Below are 18,898 nucleotides of genomic sequence, written 5' to 3'. Positions count from 1 at the left end.
GAAAGGAAGCCTATGACCTTTAAACTTCTCAGCCAAGAAGAATTCATCCAGCATACCTCAGCTAGCTCCCAACGCTCTTTCATGCAGACCGTAGAAATGGCAGAGCTGCTGAGCAAGCGTGGCTTCAGTACCCAGTATGTTGGCTACACTGACCCACAGGGACAGGTAGTGGTGTCTGCTGTCCTCTACAGTATGCCGATGACTGGCGGCCTCCATATGGAAATCAACTGCGGCCCTGTCTCTACTGATGCTCAATACTTGACTCCCTTCTATCAAGCTTTGCAATCCTATGCTAAAAAAGAAGGTGCTCTAGAGCTCATCATCAAGCCCTATGAAACTTATCAGGCCTTTGACAGCAATGGCCAGCCAACTTCTGATGAAAAAGGCGAGCTTATCCAGCAACTGACTGACTTAGGCTTTGCCTTTGACGGCCTACAGACAGGCTATCCAGGCGGGGAGCCTGATTGGCATTATGTCAAAAACTTAGCTGGTCTGACGGAGAAAGACCTACTCAAATCCTTCAGTAAAAATGGAAAGGCGACCGTCAAAAAGGCGAATACCTTTGGCATCAAGCTAAAAAGGCTAGAACGTGACCAACTCAGCGTTTTCAAAGACATCACAGCTTCTACTTCTGACCGGCGGGAATATGATGACAAGCCACTAGACTACTATCAAGATTTTTATGATAGCTTTGGACATCAGGCGGACTTTATGACAGCCAGTCTCAACTTCAAGGACTATCTTCAGAACTTACAAAAAGACCAAGAGAAACTGGGCCAGAAAATCCAGAAACTGCAGGCGGACTTGGAAAACAATCCTCAATCTGAAAAGAAGCAAAATCAGCTGCGAGAGCTTTCCAGCCAGTTTGATAGCTTTGAAACCCGTAAAGCAGAAGCACAAGAACTGATTGATAAGTACGGCGACCAAGACCAAGACCAAGTCCTGGCTGCCAGCCTCTTTATCTATACTCCTCAGGAAACAACCTATCTTTTCAGTGGCTCCTATCCTGAGTTCAACAAATTCTACGCGCCAGCCCTGCTGCAGGAATACGTTATGACCGAAAGCATCAAGAGAGGCATTCCATTTTATAATTTCCTCGGCATTATGGGAATTTTCGACGGTTCTGACGGTGTTCTGCGCTTCAAGCAGAACTTCAACGGCTTCATCGTCCGAAAAATGGGGACTTTCCGTTATTATCCTAACCCTCTCAAGTTTAAGCTGCTTCAGCTCATAAAGAAAATTCTAAGACGTTAAAAAAACCAAGTTTTCCCTTGGTTTTTTTGTATGTTTATCTATAACGAGGTGTCGCAAAACCACGGATATTTCCATGACCGATGCGGTAAGTATTGCGTTTAACTACGTTATTGCTGTTGCCTTCAATCGTGTGAATGATGCCATTTTCAACTTTTTCGACAATACCGATATGATCAGCCCAACCATCGTTTTGCTGGGTATCTTTGTCCCAGTTAAAGGTGATGATATCACCTGCGCTAGGAGTCGAATTACCATCTTCATTCCAGATACCTAGTCTTTGGAAAATATGAATATGGCGCTCAACACCGCACTCGCGACCGATAAGATCGCTCAAGCCCTCTCTTTGGAAAATAACCGTCGTGAAAATGTCGCACCAGTCATCTGTGTTTTTTACAGCGTAGCCAACTGGCAGCGGTCTGACACTGTTATAATCGTTGACCAAGCGCTGATGCTCAGCACTTCCTCCCCTGACACCTACCATAGCAGCTGCCGCCGCAAGAACACGGTCTCGCTGACTAGCTGCCTGAGGGCGGTTCACAGAGATAGAGGTCTTTTCTCCGCCAGCTCCCTGCAGCTGATTTTGATTATTTAAGTAATACAAGTGAACATTGTACTCGCCTGCATTATTCTTATGGTCACGCGCATATACATGCTTACGATAAGTACCATCAGCCTGACGATCCGCTGTGTACCATTGGACATCATCTTGGCCATTCGCTTCTGACCAAGTCGGCAGGTAAACTGTCTTGAGACCTTCTGGTGCCACAATGCCTGATACTACAATGTCAAACTCTCCAGTATCGTTGTTCTTATTTTGAATACTGATTTTACCTTGCGGCTTACTGATAGAAACATTTGTCTTGATGCCACCTGCTCCTACCAGCTTACCATCATTTTGGACATAGTAGAGATGCACATTATACTCGCCCTGAACGTTGTTATGGTCACTAGCACGAACTCGTTTCCGATAAGTTCCATCCGGCTGACGTTCCGCGTTGTACCACTTGATATCATCCTGACCGTTGGCCTCTGACCAGGTTGGCAGGGAAACAGTCTTGAGACCGCCTGGCGATACAATATCTGAAACCACAATATCAAAATCGCCATTTTCGCTGTTACGATTTTGGATACTGATTTTGCCCTGTGGTTTAACTGCTGACACATTGGTTGTAGTACCACCAACACCGACTAACTGCCCGTCGTTACGGACATAGTAAAGATGGATATGATACTTACCAACTGAGTCTTTATGTTTACTAGATTCAACAGTAACTTTATAGGTACCATTAGCCTGCTGAGTAGCTGTATACCAGATAATATCGTCTTGACCGTTAGCTTCAGACCAAACCGGAACACTGACAGCAGACACTTCATAAGGGGCAGAAACGTTTGAAATCACAACATCAAAACTGCCGTTGACATTATTCTTATTTTGGATACTGATGTTGCCCTTTGGCTTACCTAGAGAAACATTAGTCTTGATGCCACCAGCACCAACCAGCTTGCCATCATTTTGCACATAGTAGAGATGAATATTGTACTCGCCCTCAACATTTTTGTGATCACTCACACGGACTCGCTTACGATAGGTACCATCCGGCTGACGTTCTGCGTTGTACCACTTGATATCATCTTGACCGTTGGCCTCTGACCAGGTTGGCAGGGAAACTTCCTTCAGACCGCCTGGAGATACGATACCTGAAACTACAATATCAAAATCGCCGGTTTCGCTGTTGCGATTCTGGATGCTGATTTTGCCCTGCGGCTTGCTGATAGAAACGTTGGTCTTGATGCCACCTGCTCCTACTAGCTTGCCATCATTTTGCACATAGTAGAGATGCACATTATATTCGCCTTGGACATTGTTATGATCGCTCAGTCGAACTCGTTTCCGATAAGTACCGTCAGCCTGACGCTCAGCATTGTACCACTTGATATCATCTTGGCCATTGGCCTCTGACCAAGTTGGTAGGGAAACAGTCTTGAGACCGCCTGGCGATACGATATCTGAAACCACAATATCAAAATCGCCAGTTTCGCTGTTGCGATTCTGAATACTGATTTTGCCTTGAACTTTTGGTTTTTCTATAGAAATAGTCGTTTTAGTGCCATTTACACCTACCAAGCTGCCATCATTTTGCACATAGTAGAGATGCACATTGTACTCACCCTCAACATTTTTGTGATCGCTCAGACGGACACGCTTACGATAGGTGCCATCAGCTTGACGCTCAGCGTTGTACCACTTGATATCATCTTGGCCGTTAGCCTCAGACCAAGTTGGCAGGGAAACTTCCTTCAGACCGCCCGGAGATGAAATACCTGAAACCACAATATCAAAATCGCCGGTTTCTTTGTTTCGATTTTGAATACTGATAGTGCCCTTAGGCTTGCCAAGAGAAACGGTCGTTTTAGTTCCGCTTACACCAACCAATCGGCCGTCATTTTGGACATAGTAGAGATGGACGTTGTACTCGCCCTGCACATTATTGTGGTCGCTTATAGGTACTCGCTTACGATAGGTGCCGTCCGGCTGACGTTCCGCGTTGTACCACTTGATATCATCCTGACCGTTGGCCTCTGACCAAGTTGGCAGAGAGACAGTCTTAAGACCACCTGGGGATGAGATACCTGAAACTACAATATCGAAATCTCCAGTTTCGCTGTTGAGATTCTGAATGCTGATTTTGCCCTGTGGCTTGATGACAGATACATTGGTTGTAGTACCACCAACACCGACTAATTGACCGTCGTTGCGGACATAGTAGAGATGGACATTGTACTTGCCAACTGAATCCTTATGTCTGCTAGAATCAACAGAAACTTTATAAGTACCATTGGCCTGCTGAGTGGCTGTGTACCAGATAATATCGTCTTGACCATTAGCTTCAGACCACACTGGAACACTAACGACAGACACTCCATAAGGAGCAGAAACGTTCGAAATCACAACATCAAAGCTGCCGTTGACATTATTCTTATTCTGAATACTGATGTTACCCTTCAAAGGCTGCTTAGCAAGAGCGGACTGCTGGGTAAATCTCCCAGTGTAATCAACGCTATGATCAAATACATGCTTACCAGCTAACAGCTGAGCCTGGGCTGTAAACTGCCATGCTCCAGCGCCACTATTGTATTTGAGAGATTTAGCTCCATCAAGATTTAAATTAGAGGACGGATACTGGGCCACCCAGAAGTTGCTATATCCAAATTGCGACGTATTAACCGGTCCCTTGCTGCGAAGATTATTTTGATCCAGCCAGCTGGCACTGGTATAGTACATCAGGTTTGAATAACCCAGTCTGCGCATCTCATCCGCCCAAGCCTGGGTATGCTGGTTAATCCCATTTTGCATTTTAGGATCTTCCATGTCATTGACCATGACTGTGTTTTTAGGCAGGCCTAGTCTATTAGCAAAGGCAACGTAATAACGAGCTTCTGCTCTCGCTTCTTCATCACTGGTATAGTGCGAGAAGGCATAGGTCGATACTTGTAAACCAGCTCCCTGCGCATTTCTCACCTGAGACTCAGCAAATGGATTAGTGTAATGGGTTCCTTCTGTCAGTTTGACAACGACACCGCCAACCCCTTGCTGGGCTAATTTACGATAGTCGTCTACGCTGATATGGCCATTGTGGCTGCTGACATCTACAAAGGATGTGCCTTTAATCTCCGCTTGGGAATTCCCGCGGGCTGCCTGAGCCTTTGACCCCGCATTATAAAATACAGTTTTTCCAGCATTATTAGCTTTTGGTGCTGATGCTACTGCAGGACTAGCCTTGGGCTCTGAGGCAATAGCAGAATCTACAACAGAAGAACTTGCTTTTGCTGACTGATTAGCTGCAGTTTCATTCTGATTAGAAGCATTTGCATCTGGCTGACTTTGCCCTTCTGGCTTAGCAGAAGCTACCTGAGTTTCTACAGGAACTGATTGAGCTGCTCCTCCAGACTCAATAGCTGTTCCTGTAGCGTTCGTTGCTTCCTCCTCTTGCTTAACAGCTTGAACTGACTGTTCTGCAGATGATACTGCTACAGTCAGCTGATTAGACGTTTGTGATGCGGCCGCATTCACTGTCTGATTCTCGGAACTAACAGACCTTTCTGTTTTTAAAACTCCTGACTCAGCGACAGTATGTTCCTCGGCTTTTGCAACATTGGCAGTCGCTGCCAACAAAATAGCCGTACTCGCTAAATAAACTAATTCTTTCGATTTCAACTTTTCTCTCCAACTTTTAAAAAACTTGTCACCTTTGGGAGGACAAGTCTTTTTTCAACATTTTTTATTTTACAAAATCAAGCAATGCCAAGAAGCTTTCAGCTTCAAGTGATGCACCACCAACAAGAGCACCGTCAACATCTGGACAAGCCATGTAAGACGCAACATTTTCAGGTTTTACAGAACCGCCGTACTGAACGCGAACCTTGTCCGCTACTTCTTGACCAAAGTCAGCTGCTACAACGTCACGAACTGCTTTACACATCTTTTGAGCGTCGTCTTGAGTTGCTGACTTACCAGTACCGATAGCCCAGATTGGCTCATAAGCGATAACCAATGATGCAACTTGCTCAGCAGTCAAGTCTTTCAAAGCAGCTGATACTTGAGCACCAACGAAATCTACAGCTTTACCAGCTTCGTAAGTTTCAAGCGATTCACCACAGCAGATGATTGGCACCAGACCATTGCGGAAGATAGCATGCGCTTTTTTGTTGATGTCTTGGTCTGTTTCATGGAAATAATCACGACGTTCTGAGTGACCGATAACAATGTAGTCAACTCCAACTTCTGCAAGAACTTTCGGGCTGTTTTCACCAGTGAAGGCACCTGCATCTTCAAAGTAAGAGTTTTGCGCTGCAACCTTAAGATTGCTTCCTTTAGCTGCTGCCAAAACAGTTGTCAAATCAAGTGCTGGAGCAGCGATACCAGCTTCTACTAAATCTGAAGAAGGTAGCTTAGCAGCAACCGCTTCTACAAAAGCCTTTGCTTCTTCAGGATTTTTGTTCATTTTCCAGTTACCAGCAATAAATGGTTTACGTGACATATTCACACACCTCTTCTATTTTATTTATAGTAATATTGTAACATAGTTGAATGAAATAATAAAGGTTATCCACAGAATTTCATCAAATTGAAACATCTTTATTTTAAGGGGATAAGATCTGTGGAAAATTCTTCTCATTATCATTTTCCCCTCGCATCTTCAAGCCAGCTATTTCTACAGCAGAGCACGCGCCTCAAAATCACTTCTTGAGTCTGCTAGAAGAAAAAAACAGAACCTAGTCTGAGACTAAGTTCTGTCGATGTTATCAATTTCAAAAAAATCACTGTTTCTTCTCTTGCTTGTAAAACTCTTTTAAGGCATCCTGCCAAGTCGGAATGACAAAGCCTGTCGCCTTAGCCTTGGTCAGGCTCATAGTTGAGTTGAAAGGCCGCTTAGCCTTGGCTGGGAATTTGCTGGAATCAACCGGCTGGACTTCCACATCTGTATCTTTGAGAATTTCCACTGCAAAGTCATACCAAGTTGTGTCCTCTGCCGCATCATTAGACAGATGGTAATAACCAAATTCCTTTTGGTTTTCAGCCAAATGAGTCATAAATTCAGCCAGCGTACGAGTCCATGTCGGACGTCCATGCTGGTCATTGACTACAGTCAGAGTTTTGTGCGTCTTAGCAAGATTTTGCATGGTAAAGACAAAGTTTTTACCGTAGTTACCAAAGACCCAAGCAGTACGGATAATATAGAAACGGCTGGAATATTTCTCAACCAGCTCCTCACCCATGCGCTTGGTACGGCCATACTCCGTCTGCGGATCCGGCCGGTCATCTACTTCCCACTCCTCACCGACAGGTTTTTGGCCGTCAAAGACATAGTCTGTTGAGATGTAGACCAAGGATGCTCCATGTGCTTCTGCAGCTTTTGCAACATTTTCGGTCCCTGTCACATTGATGGCATAGTCCAGCTCTTTTCCTTCGTCCTCTGCAGCATCAACTGCGGTATAGGCTGCGCAGTGATAAACCAAGCTTGGCTTGACTTCCGCAAAGACCTTGTCCACCATTTGCGCATTGGTAATATCCATTTCCGCCACATCAACAGCCACATACTCCTCATTGCGCTCATCCAAAAGATAGCGAAGCTCTGTACCCAGCTGTCCATTCGCACCTGTAATTAAAATCATTTGTCTTTCCTTTCACATCATAAACATTCAATGAGTTTATTATAACAAAAAAAGCAGAAAAAATCTGCTTGATCGAATCATACCTCTAGTCATTTTTAGAAAAAAATCTCATACTTTTTACACTCCATATATAAATGATGCAACATTATGCAAGTGATAATCAGAAAACTTAGCATCATTTCAAATTGACAGTATAAACTTTAACAATGCATAATCATATTAAAATGAATCTTTTCTTTATTTCTCTCTTAGGAAGTTTCTACTTCATGATAACAAATAATTCATTATTTTCAAGATAAATATTATATAACTTTGTTTCTTCAAGTAATGTGTAATTTTCACTACTAAAATCTATATTAGCAATATCGATTAATTTGAAATCGACGTTTAAGTTCGTTATGCTATTAAATCTCAATGTCATATCCCAAGAAACATTTGTATTTGGCATAATCAAACTTTTTAACATTGGATAAACAGAAGCTGTATTGCTAAATACTGGCGAATCAGAAAGAAAGCGATTCACATTAATAACTGTTTTTTCGGGTGTAATGTACTTGTTTAGAGAGGAGGCTAGCAATATGCTCTGCGCTTTGAACATTTCATTTTGTTGTTTTAAACTGCTCACATAAGTAAAAGAGAAAGATAAGAAATAAAAAACTAATAATCCCGAGACGACAGACTTCCCTCTACGTAGAATTTTACTCTTTTCAACGCACTCTAAGCTAACAATTAAGATAATCGCTAAAAAAATTCCGAAACCATATTCATATCTTGGTCTCATAAGATAATAAGGATTAGATAAAATCAAATAAGTTCCATAACTAAATACACTTCCTAAACTTAGCCAAATCATCATGTAAATAAAGTTTAAAAGGAATTTAGTACTGGATAGGCGAATCACACTAATAGTTAAGAGAAATATAGCAATTATCGTTAGTAAAACCCAGATAGTTGAACTTTGAAAAAATATATTGTTCAAATATCCTGTAGCATTCACCCCAATTATTTTAATCATCTCTAATCCCTTTGGAATATCAGCTTGATCAGCAAAAATCGGTGGCTTTATAAAAATTTGTATACGATATAAAAGCAAACCAATTACATATGACAACATTGAGATGAAAATTTTAGGAATTTTTTCTTTAAAATAACTTCCTTGCAATAATTCTAAAAATACTAGCGTCATGGTTACAATAATGTACACTCCTGAAGAAGCTTGGTATGAATTGCACATTAAGAATATACCAACAACTGACATAACTCCAAATATTTTTTTATTATCCCAGAAAATAAATGGAATGATGGAAACTAATATACTTAAAGTCATAAAAGGATTGTCAAATCTAAAACTTAATGGCTCTAAAAACCACGGATTAATCCCTATAATAGTTGAAACAGATGCTGTTATAAAAGAAATCTTCTTATTGGGATATAAGACAAACAATAAAATTAAGCTCGCTAAAGTTAAAAAACAAGCTGACAGAATATTTGAAGTCAAGCCTAGTTCTGTCAGATGATCCCCACCTTGTATTAAACGAGCGGAATACTCACTTAAATATCTTGAATAATGTTCAGAGAATTTTGAATAGCCTTGTAATTGTCTTCCAATATCATCAATATAGGGATACTCAGCTAAACCGATATTAATATTGACCACTGAATAAATAATAAAAATAACTAGGGCAGACGATTTATTTAAAAGAAGATAGTTTTTAAAATCAGAAAAACGTTTCTGGAAAATCATTTACTCTTCTCCTTAATCACATAAATCGGTCGATGCTTGGTTTCCATAAAGATTTTGCCAATGTATTTACCCAGTATGCCGATGGTCAGCAGCTGGAAGCCGCCAATAAGGAGAATGACAGTCATAAGGGACGGCCAACCCGATGTCGGGTCACCAAAAACCAAGGTGCGAATAATAATCACTGCCATCAGGATGAAGGCTAAAATCCAAGACAGGATACCTCCTAAAAAGGCGATGTTGAGCGGCGCATCAGAGAAATTGACGATGCCTTCCAAAGAATAGTTGAAAAGAGACCAGAAATTCCAAGAGGTCTTACCAGCCACTCGTTCAACATTTTTGTATTCCAAATACTCGGTATTGAAGCCAACCCAGGCAAAAATCCCCTTGGAGAAGCGATTGTACTCTGAAACTTCCAGAATAGCTTCTACCATCTGGCGGCGCATCAGGCGGAAGTCCCGCGCACCATCTACCATCTCTACCTGACTAATCTTGTTAATCAGCTTATAGAACAGATTGGCAAAAAAGCTCCGGATAGGTGGCTCTCCCTCGCGAGTAGTCCGACGAGTCCCCACGCAGTCCAGCTCAGGATTCGAGTCCAGCATGGCCTTCATCTCAATCAGGAGCTCAGGCGGATCCTGCAAATCTACATCCATGACCGTCACAAATTCCCCTCTCGCCTCTTGCAAACCAGCATAGAGGGCTGCTTCTTTTCCGAAATTGCGAGAAAAGGACAGATAGTGCACGTCTGGACAGCGACTGCTGAGCTCACGCAAAACAGCCAAGGTCCGGTCTGTCGATCCGTCATTGACAAAAATATATTCAAACTGGTCACGGATTTGGTATTTGACCGCTTCCATAGCTTCATGAAACAGAGGAATAGACTCTTCTTCATTGAAACACGGAACAATCACCGAAATTGTCATTTTAATCTCCTACTATTTTATATATTTCATCCTATTATAACAAAAAACTAGGCGAAAACCTAGTTTTATTCTCATTTTCACAGTCTAGAGGCCTTGAAAATTAGATAGATTCCAAGGCGATTCTCAAATCCTCTATCAAGTCATCTACATTCTCCAAGCCGATAGAGAGACGGATTTGATTTGGTGTGATGCCTGCTGCCAGCTGAGCTTCTGGTGACATCTGACCGTGAGTCGTCGTAGCTGGATGGACGACCAGGGACTTAGCATCTGCTACATTGGCCAAGTCAGAGAAAATCTCTAAGCTGTCAATAACCTTACGAGCTTCTTTCTCTCCACCTTTGACATTAAAGGTGAAAATAGAGCCCACACCTTTAGGGAAATATTTTTCTGCCAAAGCATGGTAAGGACTGCCAGCGAGCTTGGGATAATTGACCTGCTCGACCTTAGGATGCTCTGCTAGGAAATCTACAATCTTCTCGGCATTGGACACATGGCGCTCTACACGCAAAGAGAGAGTTTCCAACCCCTGCAGGAAGAGAAAGGCATTGAAGGGAGACATGGCTGCGCCCGTATCGCGCAAGAGCTGAGTCCGGACAGCAGTAACAAAGGCTGCTGCTCCAACATCACGTGTATAACTGATATCATGATAGCTCGGGTCCGGATCAACAAACTGCGGAAACTTGCCAGAAGCTTCCCAGTCGAAACGACCGCTGTCCACAATCACACCGCCAATGCTGGTTCCATGACCACCGATAAACTTGGTCGCAGAATGCACCGCGATGTCCACTCCATGAGAAAAGACATTGATCAGATAAGGAGTGGCAAAGGTATTGTCGGAAATCAGCGGAATTTTATGAGCATGAACCAGCTCTGCCAAAGCATCAAAGTCTGGAATATTAATCAGCGGATTGCCCAAGCTTTCAATCAAAACCAGCTTGGTATTGTCCTGAATGGCCACTTCTACTTCAGCCAGATTTTCAATATCCACAAAAGTCGTGGTAATGCCATAGCGAGGCAAGGTTTCCTTGAGCAGATTAAAGGTACCGCCGTAGATGGTAGAGGCTGCCACTACATGATCGCCAGCATGAGCTAAGGCTAAAATGGTATAGGTAACAGCTGCCATACCAGAAGCTGTTGCTAGAGCTCCGACTCCACCCTCCAAAGCTGCAATGCGCTCCTCAAAAGCAGACAGGGTCGGATTGGTAATCCGAGTGTAGATATTACCCGGTTTGCGTAGGGCAAAGAGATCTTCTCCCTCCTGAGTATCGTCAAACACATAGGAAGTTGTCTGGTAAATAGGCAGAGCCCGCGACTTAGTTGTCGGGTCAACTGTCTGTCCGGCATGAAGCTGCAGGGTTTCAAATTTAAATTCACGTGTCATAAGGTCACCTCACTATAGTTATGTGATAAGTCTACCACTAAACGTCTCGCTTGACTAATAGAATTTCTTTATCAAAAGAAATAAAGAGAAGCTATATCTTATAGCTTCTCAGTTATATTCTCAAAAGTCGCTTGATTGCTGGGCCAGTACAACTGCGACGAAACTTTGTCTAAAGCTACCCACTGAGCTCCCACATGCTCATCTGAAAGCTGGATTTCCTTCTGTTCAGTCAGAACTAGAAAGAGATTTTTGTGGATGGTCAGATTTTCATCAATCTTTACCGTGAAATCTCCAAGACCCGTCAGACTTGAACAAGCTAAGAGCAAGCCGGTCTCCTCTTTTATTTCACGAAGGCAAGCTTCTTCTGGACTCTCACCACTCTCAATCCCACCAGTAATGGGCTGCCAAAAGGAAACTTTCTCATTCTCAACTTTCAAGAGCAAGATTTCTCCATCCTCTGGATGATAGATCCAGGCTTCAATTGACTGTCTTATCATGATTTTTTCTCAATCGGCGCTATGCTGGCCAATACTTTCTTCAAACCGACTTCTGGGAAATTAATCTTAAGCTCTTGACTATTTCCACTGCCAGAGACTGCCAGAACAGTCCCATCGCCCCATTTCTTATGATGGGCAATATCTCCGATAGCCCAAGCAACTTCCGGCTTAGATGGCTGGCTCTGACTGCTTTTTCCAAAAGGCAGACTGCCTGTAGAAATGGAACTTGGTGCCGCCTGACGCTTCCGCTCCTGCAGGGCTTGAGCCAGACTCATGCCCTGACCGAATTTGCTAGTATCGCTATTGGTATAGCTGACCTTAAAGGAGCTGTTTGCCGGCCGAGCCAGTCCCTGATAATCTAGCAAGTCTGAACTGATTTCTCTCAAGAAGCGAGTAGGATGATTATAGTTGGTTTTACCATAAAGCATACGGGAATTGGCATTGGTCAGATAGAGAATCTTCTCTGCTCGGGTGATACCGACATAGGCCAGACGCCGCTCTTCTTCTAGCTCATCCTCATCTTCAGATGCCCGACTTAGAGGGAAGACATTTTCCTCCATACCAACCAGAAAGACGACTGGAAATTCCAATCCCTTGGCCGCGTGGAGGGTCATCAGCGTCACTTCGGAACTCTCCGTATCTCCGTCATCTGTGTCTGCAATCAAGGCTAAGTCATTGAGGAAGCGGCTGAGCTTATCCAGACCTGTCTCATCTGCAGGATTATCTGGACTTTCATCAAAGTTCTTGGTTACAGACAGGAATTCTTCGATATTTTCAATCCGAGCTTGGCTTTCCAAGGTTGCCTGGGCAGCTAAGGCTGCAACATAACCCGTCTTTTCCAGTACGGCTTCTACCAGCTCCGTTACTGTATAATCATCCAAGCGCTCCCGCAAGTCAAGAAGCATATTAGCAAAATCATAAACCGCCTGAGCCGCCTTGCCCTTGACCGGCGACAGCAGGATATTGACGGACGCATCCAGTAAAGAGATTTCCTGACTGGACGCAAAATCCCGAATTTTCTCCACCGTTCCTGGTCCTACACCACGCTTGGGCTCATTGACCACGCGCTCATAGCTGATATTATCGCTAGGATTGGCGATGAGATTGAGATAAGAAATAACATCGCGTATTTCTTTACGGCTGTAGAACTTGGTTCCACCGACCATGGTATAGGGAATATTGGATTTGAGCAGGGCTTCCTCCACCGTCCGTGACTGGGCATTGGTCCGGTAAAGAACTGCAAAATCCTTATGACTGTATCCTTCTCGGCTCAGCTGATCAATAGTTCGGGCGACAAAAAGAGCCTCATCCTGCTCGTCATTAGCCCGATAGTAGACAATTTCCTCACCGTCTTCGTTTTGAGTCCAGAGATTTTTAGGACGGCGGTTGCGGTTGTTTCGGATGACTTCATTAGCCGCCTGAAGAATGGTCTTGGTTGAGCGATAATTTTCCTCTAGCAGGACTACCTTAGCTTCTGGATAATCCTTTTCAAAGTCTAGGATATTCTGCATATCGGCTCCCCGCCAGCCATAGATAGACTGGTCAGCATCTCCGACTACGCAAATATTCTTAAAGCGGGAGGCCAAGAGCTTGACCAGCTGATACTGAGCATGATTGGTATCCTGATACTCGTCCACATGGATGTACTGGTAGCGTTGCTGGTAGTAGGTCAAAACGTCAGGATTTTGATCAAAGAGTCGCAGGGTCAGCATGATTAAGTCGTCAAAGTCCATAGCCTCAGACTGGCGCAATTCCTTTTGATAGGCCGTGTAGCACTTGGCCACAATCTCTGTATACATATCACCAGCTAGATTTGCATAGGCTACCTCATCAATCAGGTCGTTCTTAGCATTGGAAATGGTCCCCAGAATGGCACGCTCATTCCACTTTTTAGGATCTAGATTGAGATTTTTGAGAATTCGCTTCATCAGAGTCCGCTGTTCGCCAGGATCAACGATCGTAAAGTTGCGGTTGTAGCCAATATAATCTGCTTCTCGTCTCAGAATACGCACACACATGGAGTGGAAGGTAGCGATTAAGCAATCTTGAGCTTCCGTTTTAAGTTTTTCAGCCCGTTCTCTCATCTCCCGCGCCGCCTTATTGGTAAAGGTAATGGCTAAGATATTCCATGGATTGACCATTTTTTCATCAATCAAATAGGCAATGCGGTGGGTCAGGACACGGGTCTTACCCGATCCAGCTCCCGCCATTATCAGCAAAGGCCCTTTTGTTGTCTGAACCGCCTCAGCCTGACGGTCATTCATACCGTTTAATAAAGGATGCATTTTTCTTCCTCTTTCAAAGTCAATGCTACTATTATAACAAAAATCCTGATGAAGCTAAACCAGAAAGAAGAGGAATTTCTGATTTTAGGTTAGATTTTCGGCAAAGTCATCTAAGGCACCCTAAGTCTGACGAAAATTGAAAATCAGGCCTATTTTTGCTATAATATGCCCATATGAGACTTAGAACATCTGTCCAGAGATGACATTTCTTCGCAAGTCTCTTTTCCATTCTGCTGCCCCACTCAGAAAGAAAGGCTGTCATGAAAAATCCTAGTAACAATCTGAAACTAGCGGAGAGAGGAGCCATCCTGTCCATCGCTACCTATCTGATTCTCTCCGCGGTCAAGATTATCGCAGGTTCAACTCTCCAGTCCTCCAGTCTGACGGCCGACGGCTTTAACAACGTCTCTGATATCGTGGCTAATATCGCCGTTTTAATTGGCCTGCGTATGGCTAGAAAACCAGCCGACCGTGACCATCGCTTCGGCCATTGGAAGATAGAAGATTTGGCCAGTCTCATCACATCTTTTATCATGTTTTTCGTTGGATTTGATGTCTTGATTGAGACCATTCAGAAAATCATCTCCAATCAAGAAACCAAGATTGACCCAGTTGGTGCCGTGGTCGGAATCCTCTCGGCTATCATTATGTTGGGTGTTTATTTTTACAATAAAACGCTAGCTAAAAAAGCTCACTCCAAAGCTCTGGATGCCGCAGCCAAGGATAACCTATCAGACGCTGTCACTTCTATCGGCACTTCAGTTGCTATCATTGCCAGTGCCTTCAATTTCCCAATCGTTGATAAGCTAGCAGCCATTATCATTACCTTCTTCATTCTCAAGACGGCCTATGATATCTTTATGGAATCTTCCTTCAGCCTGTCCGACGGATTTGATGAAAGCCTGCTCCAAGACTATAAGCAAGCCATCCTAGAAATTCCTAAAATCACTCAGGTCAAGTCACAGCGCGGCCGGACCTATGGCAGCAATATCTATCTGGATATTATCTTGGAAATGAATCCGGATTTGTCTGTTTTTGAAAGCCATGAGATTGCGGACCAAGTTGAGGATATGCTTATGGAGCGCTTCGGAGTCTTTGATATTGACATTCATATTGAGCCTGCTCCCATTCCCGAGGATGAGACGCTGGACAATCTTTACCCAAACCTGCTCATGCGTGAACAGCTCGTGGAGCAAGGCAACCAACTGGATACACTTCTGTCCGCCGAATTTCTCTACATTTCCCAAGATGGCCGACAGCTGAACAAGGCTGAATTTCTGGCAGAAAGAGCCTCAAAAACACCTATCAAGAACGTTGAACTGCTCTCTGTCAGCCAGAAAACCAAGCTCATCCGCTATGAAATGGACGGTGTTATCCATACCAGCCTCTGGCGCCGCCACGAAGTATGGCAAAACATCTTTCACCAAGAGACACGAAAAAACCAGTCTGATGATTAAGTCAGCCTGGCTTTTTCTTTGCAAAACATCCTTCACTTCCCTGTGTAATAGATAACAGTAATACTATCTAGACTTTGCAAATTTGTTGGTTTCTCTTTAGCTTTCAGGCCGTCTTTTTCAGGATTGTCAGACAAATAATAGTTGTCATAGCTATCATCTAGGTCGGTATAAATCTTTATCTTATCATTAACAAGTAAAGCAGCATATCTTGCCTGTCCAAAAGACTTTCTTGAAATCTTTGTAAATTCAATTTTTTCAACATTTTCATAGTGATTCAGTAAAAATAAAGCCAGCCCCTCTTCCTGGTTGCGCACCTTTACTTTTTCCTCAGTCGTCAGCCAAGCATTTTCTCCAGAGTAAATAACATCCGTCTCACCCGTATCTTTAAAATTTGTGACCTTCTCTTTCTTTTTCAGACGAAAAGTCAATTCTGTAGAATCAGTGCGAGAACTATCATTTATATTATATTTTTTATCCTTTGAGTCCAAAGAAATGTGTGGGATATAGCTGGTGTCATTTACAATCACACTAACAGAACCTGCTTCCCAGAACTTTCCCTTAGAAAATTCATCAAATTCAATTTTTTGAACATCTTCATAATGATTAATGATATAAAGTGCAAGCTTTTGCTCTTTCTTATGAAGCTCAGTCATTTCTGTATCTGACATCCATATTTTTTCACCATCTCTATTTATTATGTTGCTACATGCAGTCAGAAAAATCAGAGCCAGTATAACCAAAAATAATAATTTTTTCTTTCTTGACTTCAAGAGCAGTCTCCTTTAACGGTCTTTTGATATTAGTATACCACATCAGGACAAGTATCTTTATGTTTACTTGTAACTTTAAAGTTGATTTTCAAAGAAAAAAACCAAGACTTGCCCTGCCTTGGTTGAAAATAGACTTCAATTTACTTATTTTTAATAAAACCAAATTCATTAAGAGGTGAGAGTCGGAACTCCACCACTCCCTTGATTTGACTGGCTTTGATGAGTCCAAATTCTCGGCTGTCCTTGGTATTTTCACGTCGGTCATTAAGAATCAGATAAGAATCTTTAGTAATTTTATCAGACTTTGAGTCCTTTAAATCCATAATAGAGAAATCATGAGTATAGTAACCCGAACTTCCTGCTGAAGCCAAATATTTCTCGCGCATTTTCTCAATGTATTCTTCCGACATGACCTGGCCGTTCAGGTAAAGGAGATCATCCATATAGGTTACCTGATCTTTTTCTTGGGCAATGACCCGGCCGACATAGTCTTTACCGTCCACTTCATAGAGGACAAAGTCTCCACGCTTGATGTCTTGCTTTCTCGTCGCCAAGACCAAGTCATTCTTTGCCACATAAGCATTGCTGTCTTGTTCAGTCACCCGATAAGGCGTATAAATAAAAACTCTCAACCCTATAATGATAGCTGCTAGAACTGAAAAAATAATGACATTTCTTAATAAATCTCTCTTTAACATCTGTCTCTCCCATCTCTTTTATACCATTATATCATTTTTAGACAAAATAGACAAAGGGACAATCTTATTTCAAAAATCAAAACGCTAACGTATCCTTCTTCTCATGCAAGATAACGGTCATCACATAGACAAGAAAAAAACCGGTGATTTTTCAATCAACGGTTCTTTTTTTATTTTCTTAGATTAACGTACTGTACGGATACGCATTGTGTTGGTACGAACTGCTTCACCAAGCGGCACACCAGCAACGATAACGATATCATCACCAGATTCAACCAAGCCTTGCTCAACCGCAATCTTTTCAGCGATGTCAAACATATCATCTGTGTTAGATGGAGTGTTTGTAGTCACTGGAATTACACCCCAGTTCAGCATAAGACCGCGTTGAGTCAATTCGTCAAAAGTGATAGCCAAGATATCAGCATTTGGACGGTATTTAGAAATCAAGCGAGCTGTGTGACCAGTCTTAGTAAGGGTAACTACCAACTTGATATCCATTGAGTTTGTAGCATCTTTAACTGCTGAAGCCATAACTTCAGTCTTAGAGTTGCGCTCAAAGTTGTCAGTTGTCAAGCGACCATATTCGTTAAGAAGGGTTTGAGCATTCTTATCGATAGTAGCCATTGTTGTTACTGACTCAAGTGGGTATTTACCATTTGCAGACTCACCTGAAAGCATAGTTGCATCAGTTCCGTCGATAACAGCGTTAAATACGTCTGATACTTCTGAACGAGTTGCACGTGGTTTTTCTGTCATGGTTTCAAGCATGTTAGTTGCTGTGATAACCACTTTACCAGCTGCATTTACCTTCGTGATGATCATCTTTTGGTAAACTGGAACCATTTCAAATGGTACTTCGATACCCATGTCACCACGGGCAATCATGATACCATCAGCAGCTTCAATGATTTCGTCCAAGTTATCGATACCTTGTTGGTTTTCGATTTTCGCGAACAATTGAACATGGCCGTTGCCAGTTTCTTCACAGATTGCACGAACTTCGTTGACGTCTTTTGCAGTACGTACAAATGAAATCGCGATGAAGTTGATTCCTTGCTCAAGACCGAAGCGGATATCATCATTGTCACGCTCAGCAAGTGCTGGGAAAGGAATCTTCGTGTTAGGGATGTTCACACCTTTTTGCTTAGCAATGATGCCGTCATTTTCAACTTCAACTTCAAATTCACGAGTAGCATCGTCTTTAGCGACAACACGAAGACCAAGTTTACCATCGTCAACCAATACTTGACGGCCAACTTCAACATCATCGTAGATGTCCAATCCGCCAGCAACATTCAAAGCAATGACTTCACGAGTAGACTTGATGCCTTGCTTAGTAGCAACACGGATTTTTTCACCAGTCTTGTATGAATACTCTTTTGCATCGCCTTCGAACAATTCTGTACGAATTTCTGGTCCTTTTGTATCAAGAAGGAAACCAACTTTTTGACCGGCAATTTCTTCTGCACGCTTAACAGTTGCCATGCGTTCTCCTTGCTCAGCATGGTCACCGTGTGAGAAGTTGAAACGGAATGTGTTTGCGCCAGCTTCAATCAGCTTAGCAATGTTTTGAGCTGATGCTTCAACATCCAGCTTTTCTCCCCAATATCCGTCATCACCGAATTTTTTACCACCGCGGATTTCTACCGCAGGACCTAATGTTGCAACGATTTTTACACGTTTATTCATGATTGTATGAAACTCCTTCTTCTATT

General features: G+C 42.8%; 13 protein-coding genes. 2 read left to right on the top strand and 11 right to left on the bottom strand.

The features are described from left to right. The first annotated feature begins 12 nt into the window (after positions 1–12). Positions 13–1,254, top strand: coding sequence for an aminoacyltransferase (locus J1C86_RS04290; protein ID WP_125409194.1), 1,242 nt, complete (start codon positions 13–15; stop codon positions 1,252–1,254). Positions 1,255–1,288: 34 nt separating this feature from the next. Here the strand turns inward: J1C86_RS04290 and J1C86_RS04285 are convergent, their stop codons facing one another. From J1C86_RS04285 to pcrA, 8 genes are all read right to left on the bottom strand, one after another. Continuing rightward, the gene (locus J1C86_RS04285) at positions 1,289–5,470 is read right to left on the bottom strand and encodes a GBS Bsp-like repeat-containing protein (protein WP_185757511.1); all 4,182 of its coding nucleotides are present in this window, start codon (positions 5,468–5,470) and stop codon (positions 1,289–1,291) included. A gap of 64 nt (positions 5,471–5,534) precedes the next feature. Continuing rightward, entirely contained in the window at positions 5,535–6,293 is a 759-nt protein-coding gene (gene tpiA, locus J1C86_RS04280) for a triose-phosphate isomerase (RefSeq protein ID WP_427150822.1), read from the bottom strand. 280 nt (positions 6,294–6,573) lie between these two features. Next, positions 6,574–7,428 carry a dTDP-4-dehydrorhamnose reductase gene (gene rfbD / locus J1C86_RS04275; protein ID WP_125408067.1) on the bottom strand — a complete coding sequence of 285 codons (855 nt, stop codon included), beginning with the start codon at positions 7,426–7,428 and terminating at the stop codon, positions 6,574–6,576. A 259-nt stretch (positions 7,429–7,687) separates the two neighbouring features. Beyond that, the gene (locus tag J1C86_RS04270; RefSeq protein ID WP_427150821.1) at positions 7,688–9,172 is read right to left on the bottom strand and encodes a glucosyltransferase domain-containing protein; all 1,485 of its coding nucleotides are present in this window, start codon (positions 9,170–9,172) and stop codon (positions 7,688–7,690) included. Beyond that, positions 9,169–10,095, bottom strand: coding sequence for a glycosyltransferase family 2 protein (locus J1C86_RS04265; protein ID WP_002895909.1), 927 nt, complete (start codon positions 10,093–10,095; stop codon positions 9,169–9,171). The genes J1C86_RS04270 and J1C86_RS04265 overlap by 4 nt, the downstream gene beginning before the upstream one ends. 100 nt (positions 10,096–10,195) lie before the next feature. Further along, positions 10,196–11,476 carry an O-acetylhomoserine aminocarboxypropyltransferase/cysteine synthase family protein gene (locus tag J1C86_RS04260; RefSeq protein ID WP_002895910.1) on the bottom strand — a complete coding sequence of 427 codons (1,281 nt, stop codon included), beginning with the start codon at positions 11,474–11,476 and terminating at the stop codon, positions 10,196–10,198. Between the two features lie 98 nt (positions 11,477–11,574). Beyond that, complete coding sequence (locus tag J1C86_RS04255) at positions 11,575–11,973, bottom strand: NUDIX hydrolase (RefSeq protein WP_125409299.1); 399 nt, start codon at positions 11,971–11,973, stop codon at positions 11,575–11,577. Beyond that, the gene (pcrA, locus tag J1C86_RS04250) at positions 11,970–14,258 is read right to left on the bottom strand and encodes a DNA helicase PcrA (RefSeq protein ID WP_125409301.1); all 2,289 of its coding nucleotides are present in this window, start codon (positions 14,256–14,258) and stop codon (positions 11,970–11,972) included. The genes J1C86_RS04255 and pcrA overlap by 4 nt, the downstream gene beginning before the upstream one ends. Before the next feature lie 260 nt (positions 14,259–14,518). Between pcrA and J1C86_RS04245 the strand changes: the two genes are divergently transcribed. Continuing rightward, on the top strand, positions 14,519–15,715 hold the full coding sequence (locus J1C86_RS04245) for a cation diffusion facilitator family transporter (protein ID WP_125409303.1): 1,197 nt from the start codon (positions 14,519–14,521) through the stop codon (positions 15,713–15,715). Positions 15,716–15,747: 32 nt separating this feature from the next. Here the strand turns inward: J1C86_RS04245 and J1C86_RS04240 are convergent, their stop codons facing one another. The 3 genes from J1C86_RS04240 to pyk all read right to left on the bottom strand — a co-directional run bounded on the left by J1C86_RS04240 (position 15,748) and on the right by pyk (position 18,872). Then, positions 15,748–16,485: a hydrolase gene (locus J1C86_RS04240; protein ID WP_185757517.1), complete on the bottom strand. Its 738-nt coding sequence runs from the start codon at positions 16,483–16,485 to the stop codon at positions 15,748–15,750. A 140-nt stretch (positions 16,486–16,625) separates the two neighbouring features. Further along, positions 16,626–17,183, bottom strand: coding sequence for a signal peptidase I (gene lepB, locus J1C86_RS04235; protein ID WP_125331455.1), 558 nt, complete (start codon positions 17,181–17,183; stop codon positions 16,626–16,628). Positions 17,184–17,366: 183 nt separating this feature from the next. Continuing rightward, positions 17,367–18,872: a pyruvate kinase gene (gene pyk, locus J1C86_RS04230; protein WP_125331454.1), complete on the bottom strand. Its 1,506-nt coding sequence runs from the start codon at positions 18,870–18,872 to the stop codon at positions 17,367–17,369. Positions 18,873–18,898 lie beyond the last annotated feature (26 nt).

It is taken from the genome of Streptococcus sanguinis (assembly GCF_050220005.1).
GTDB lineage: Bacteria > Bacillota > Bacilli > Lactobacillales > Streptococcaceae > Streptococcus > Streptococcus sanguinis_Z.
Note: the sequence above shows the minus strand (reverse complement) of the source record. Positions and strands in the feature narration are given on the sequence as shown.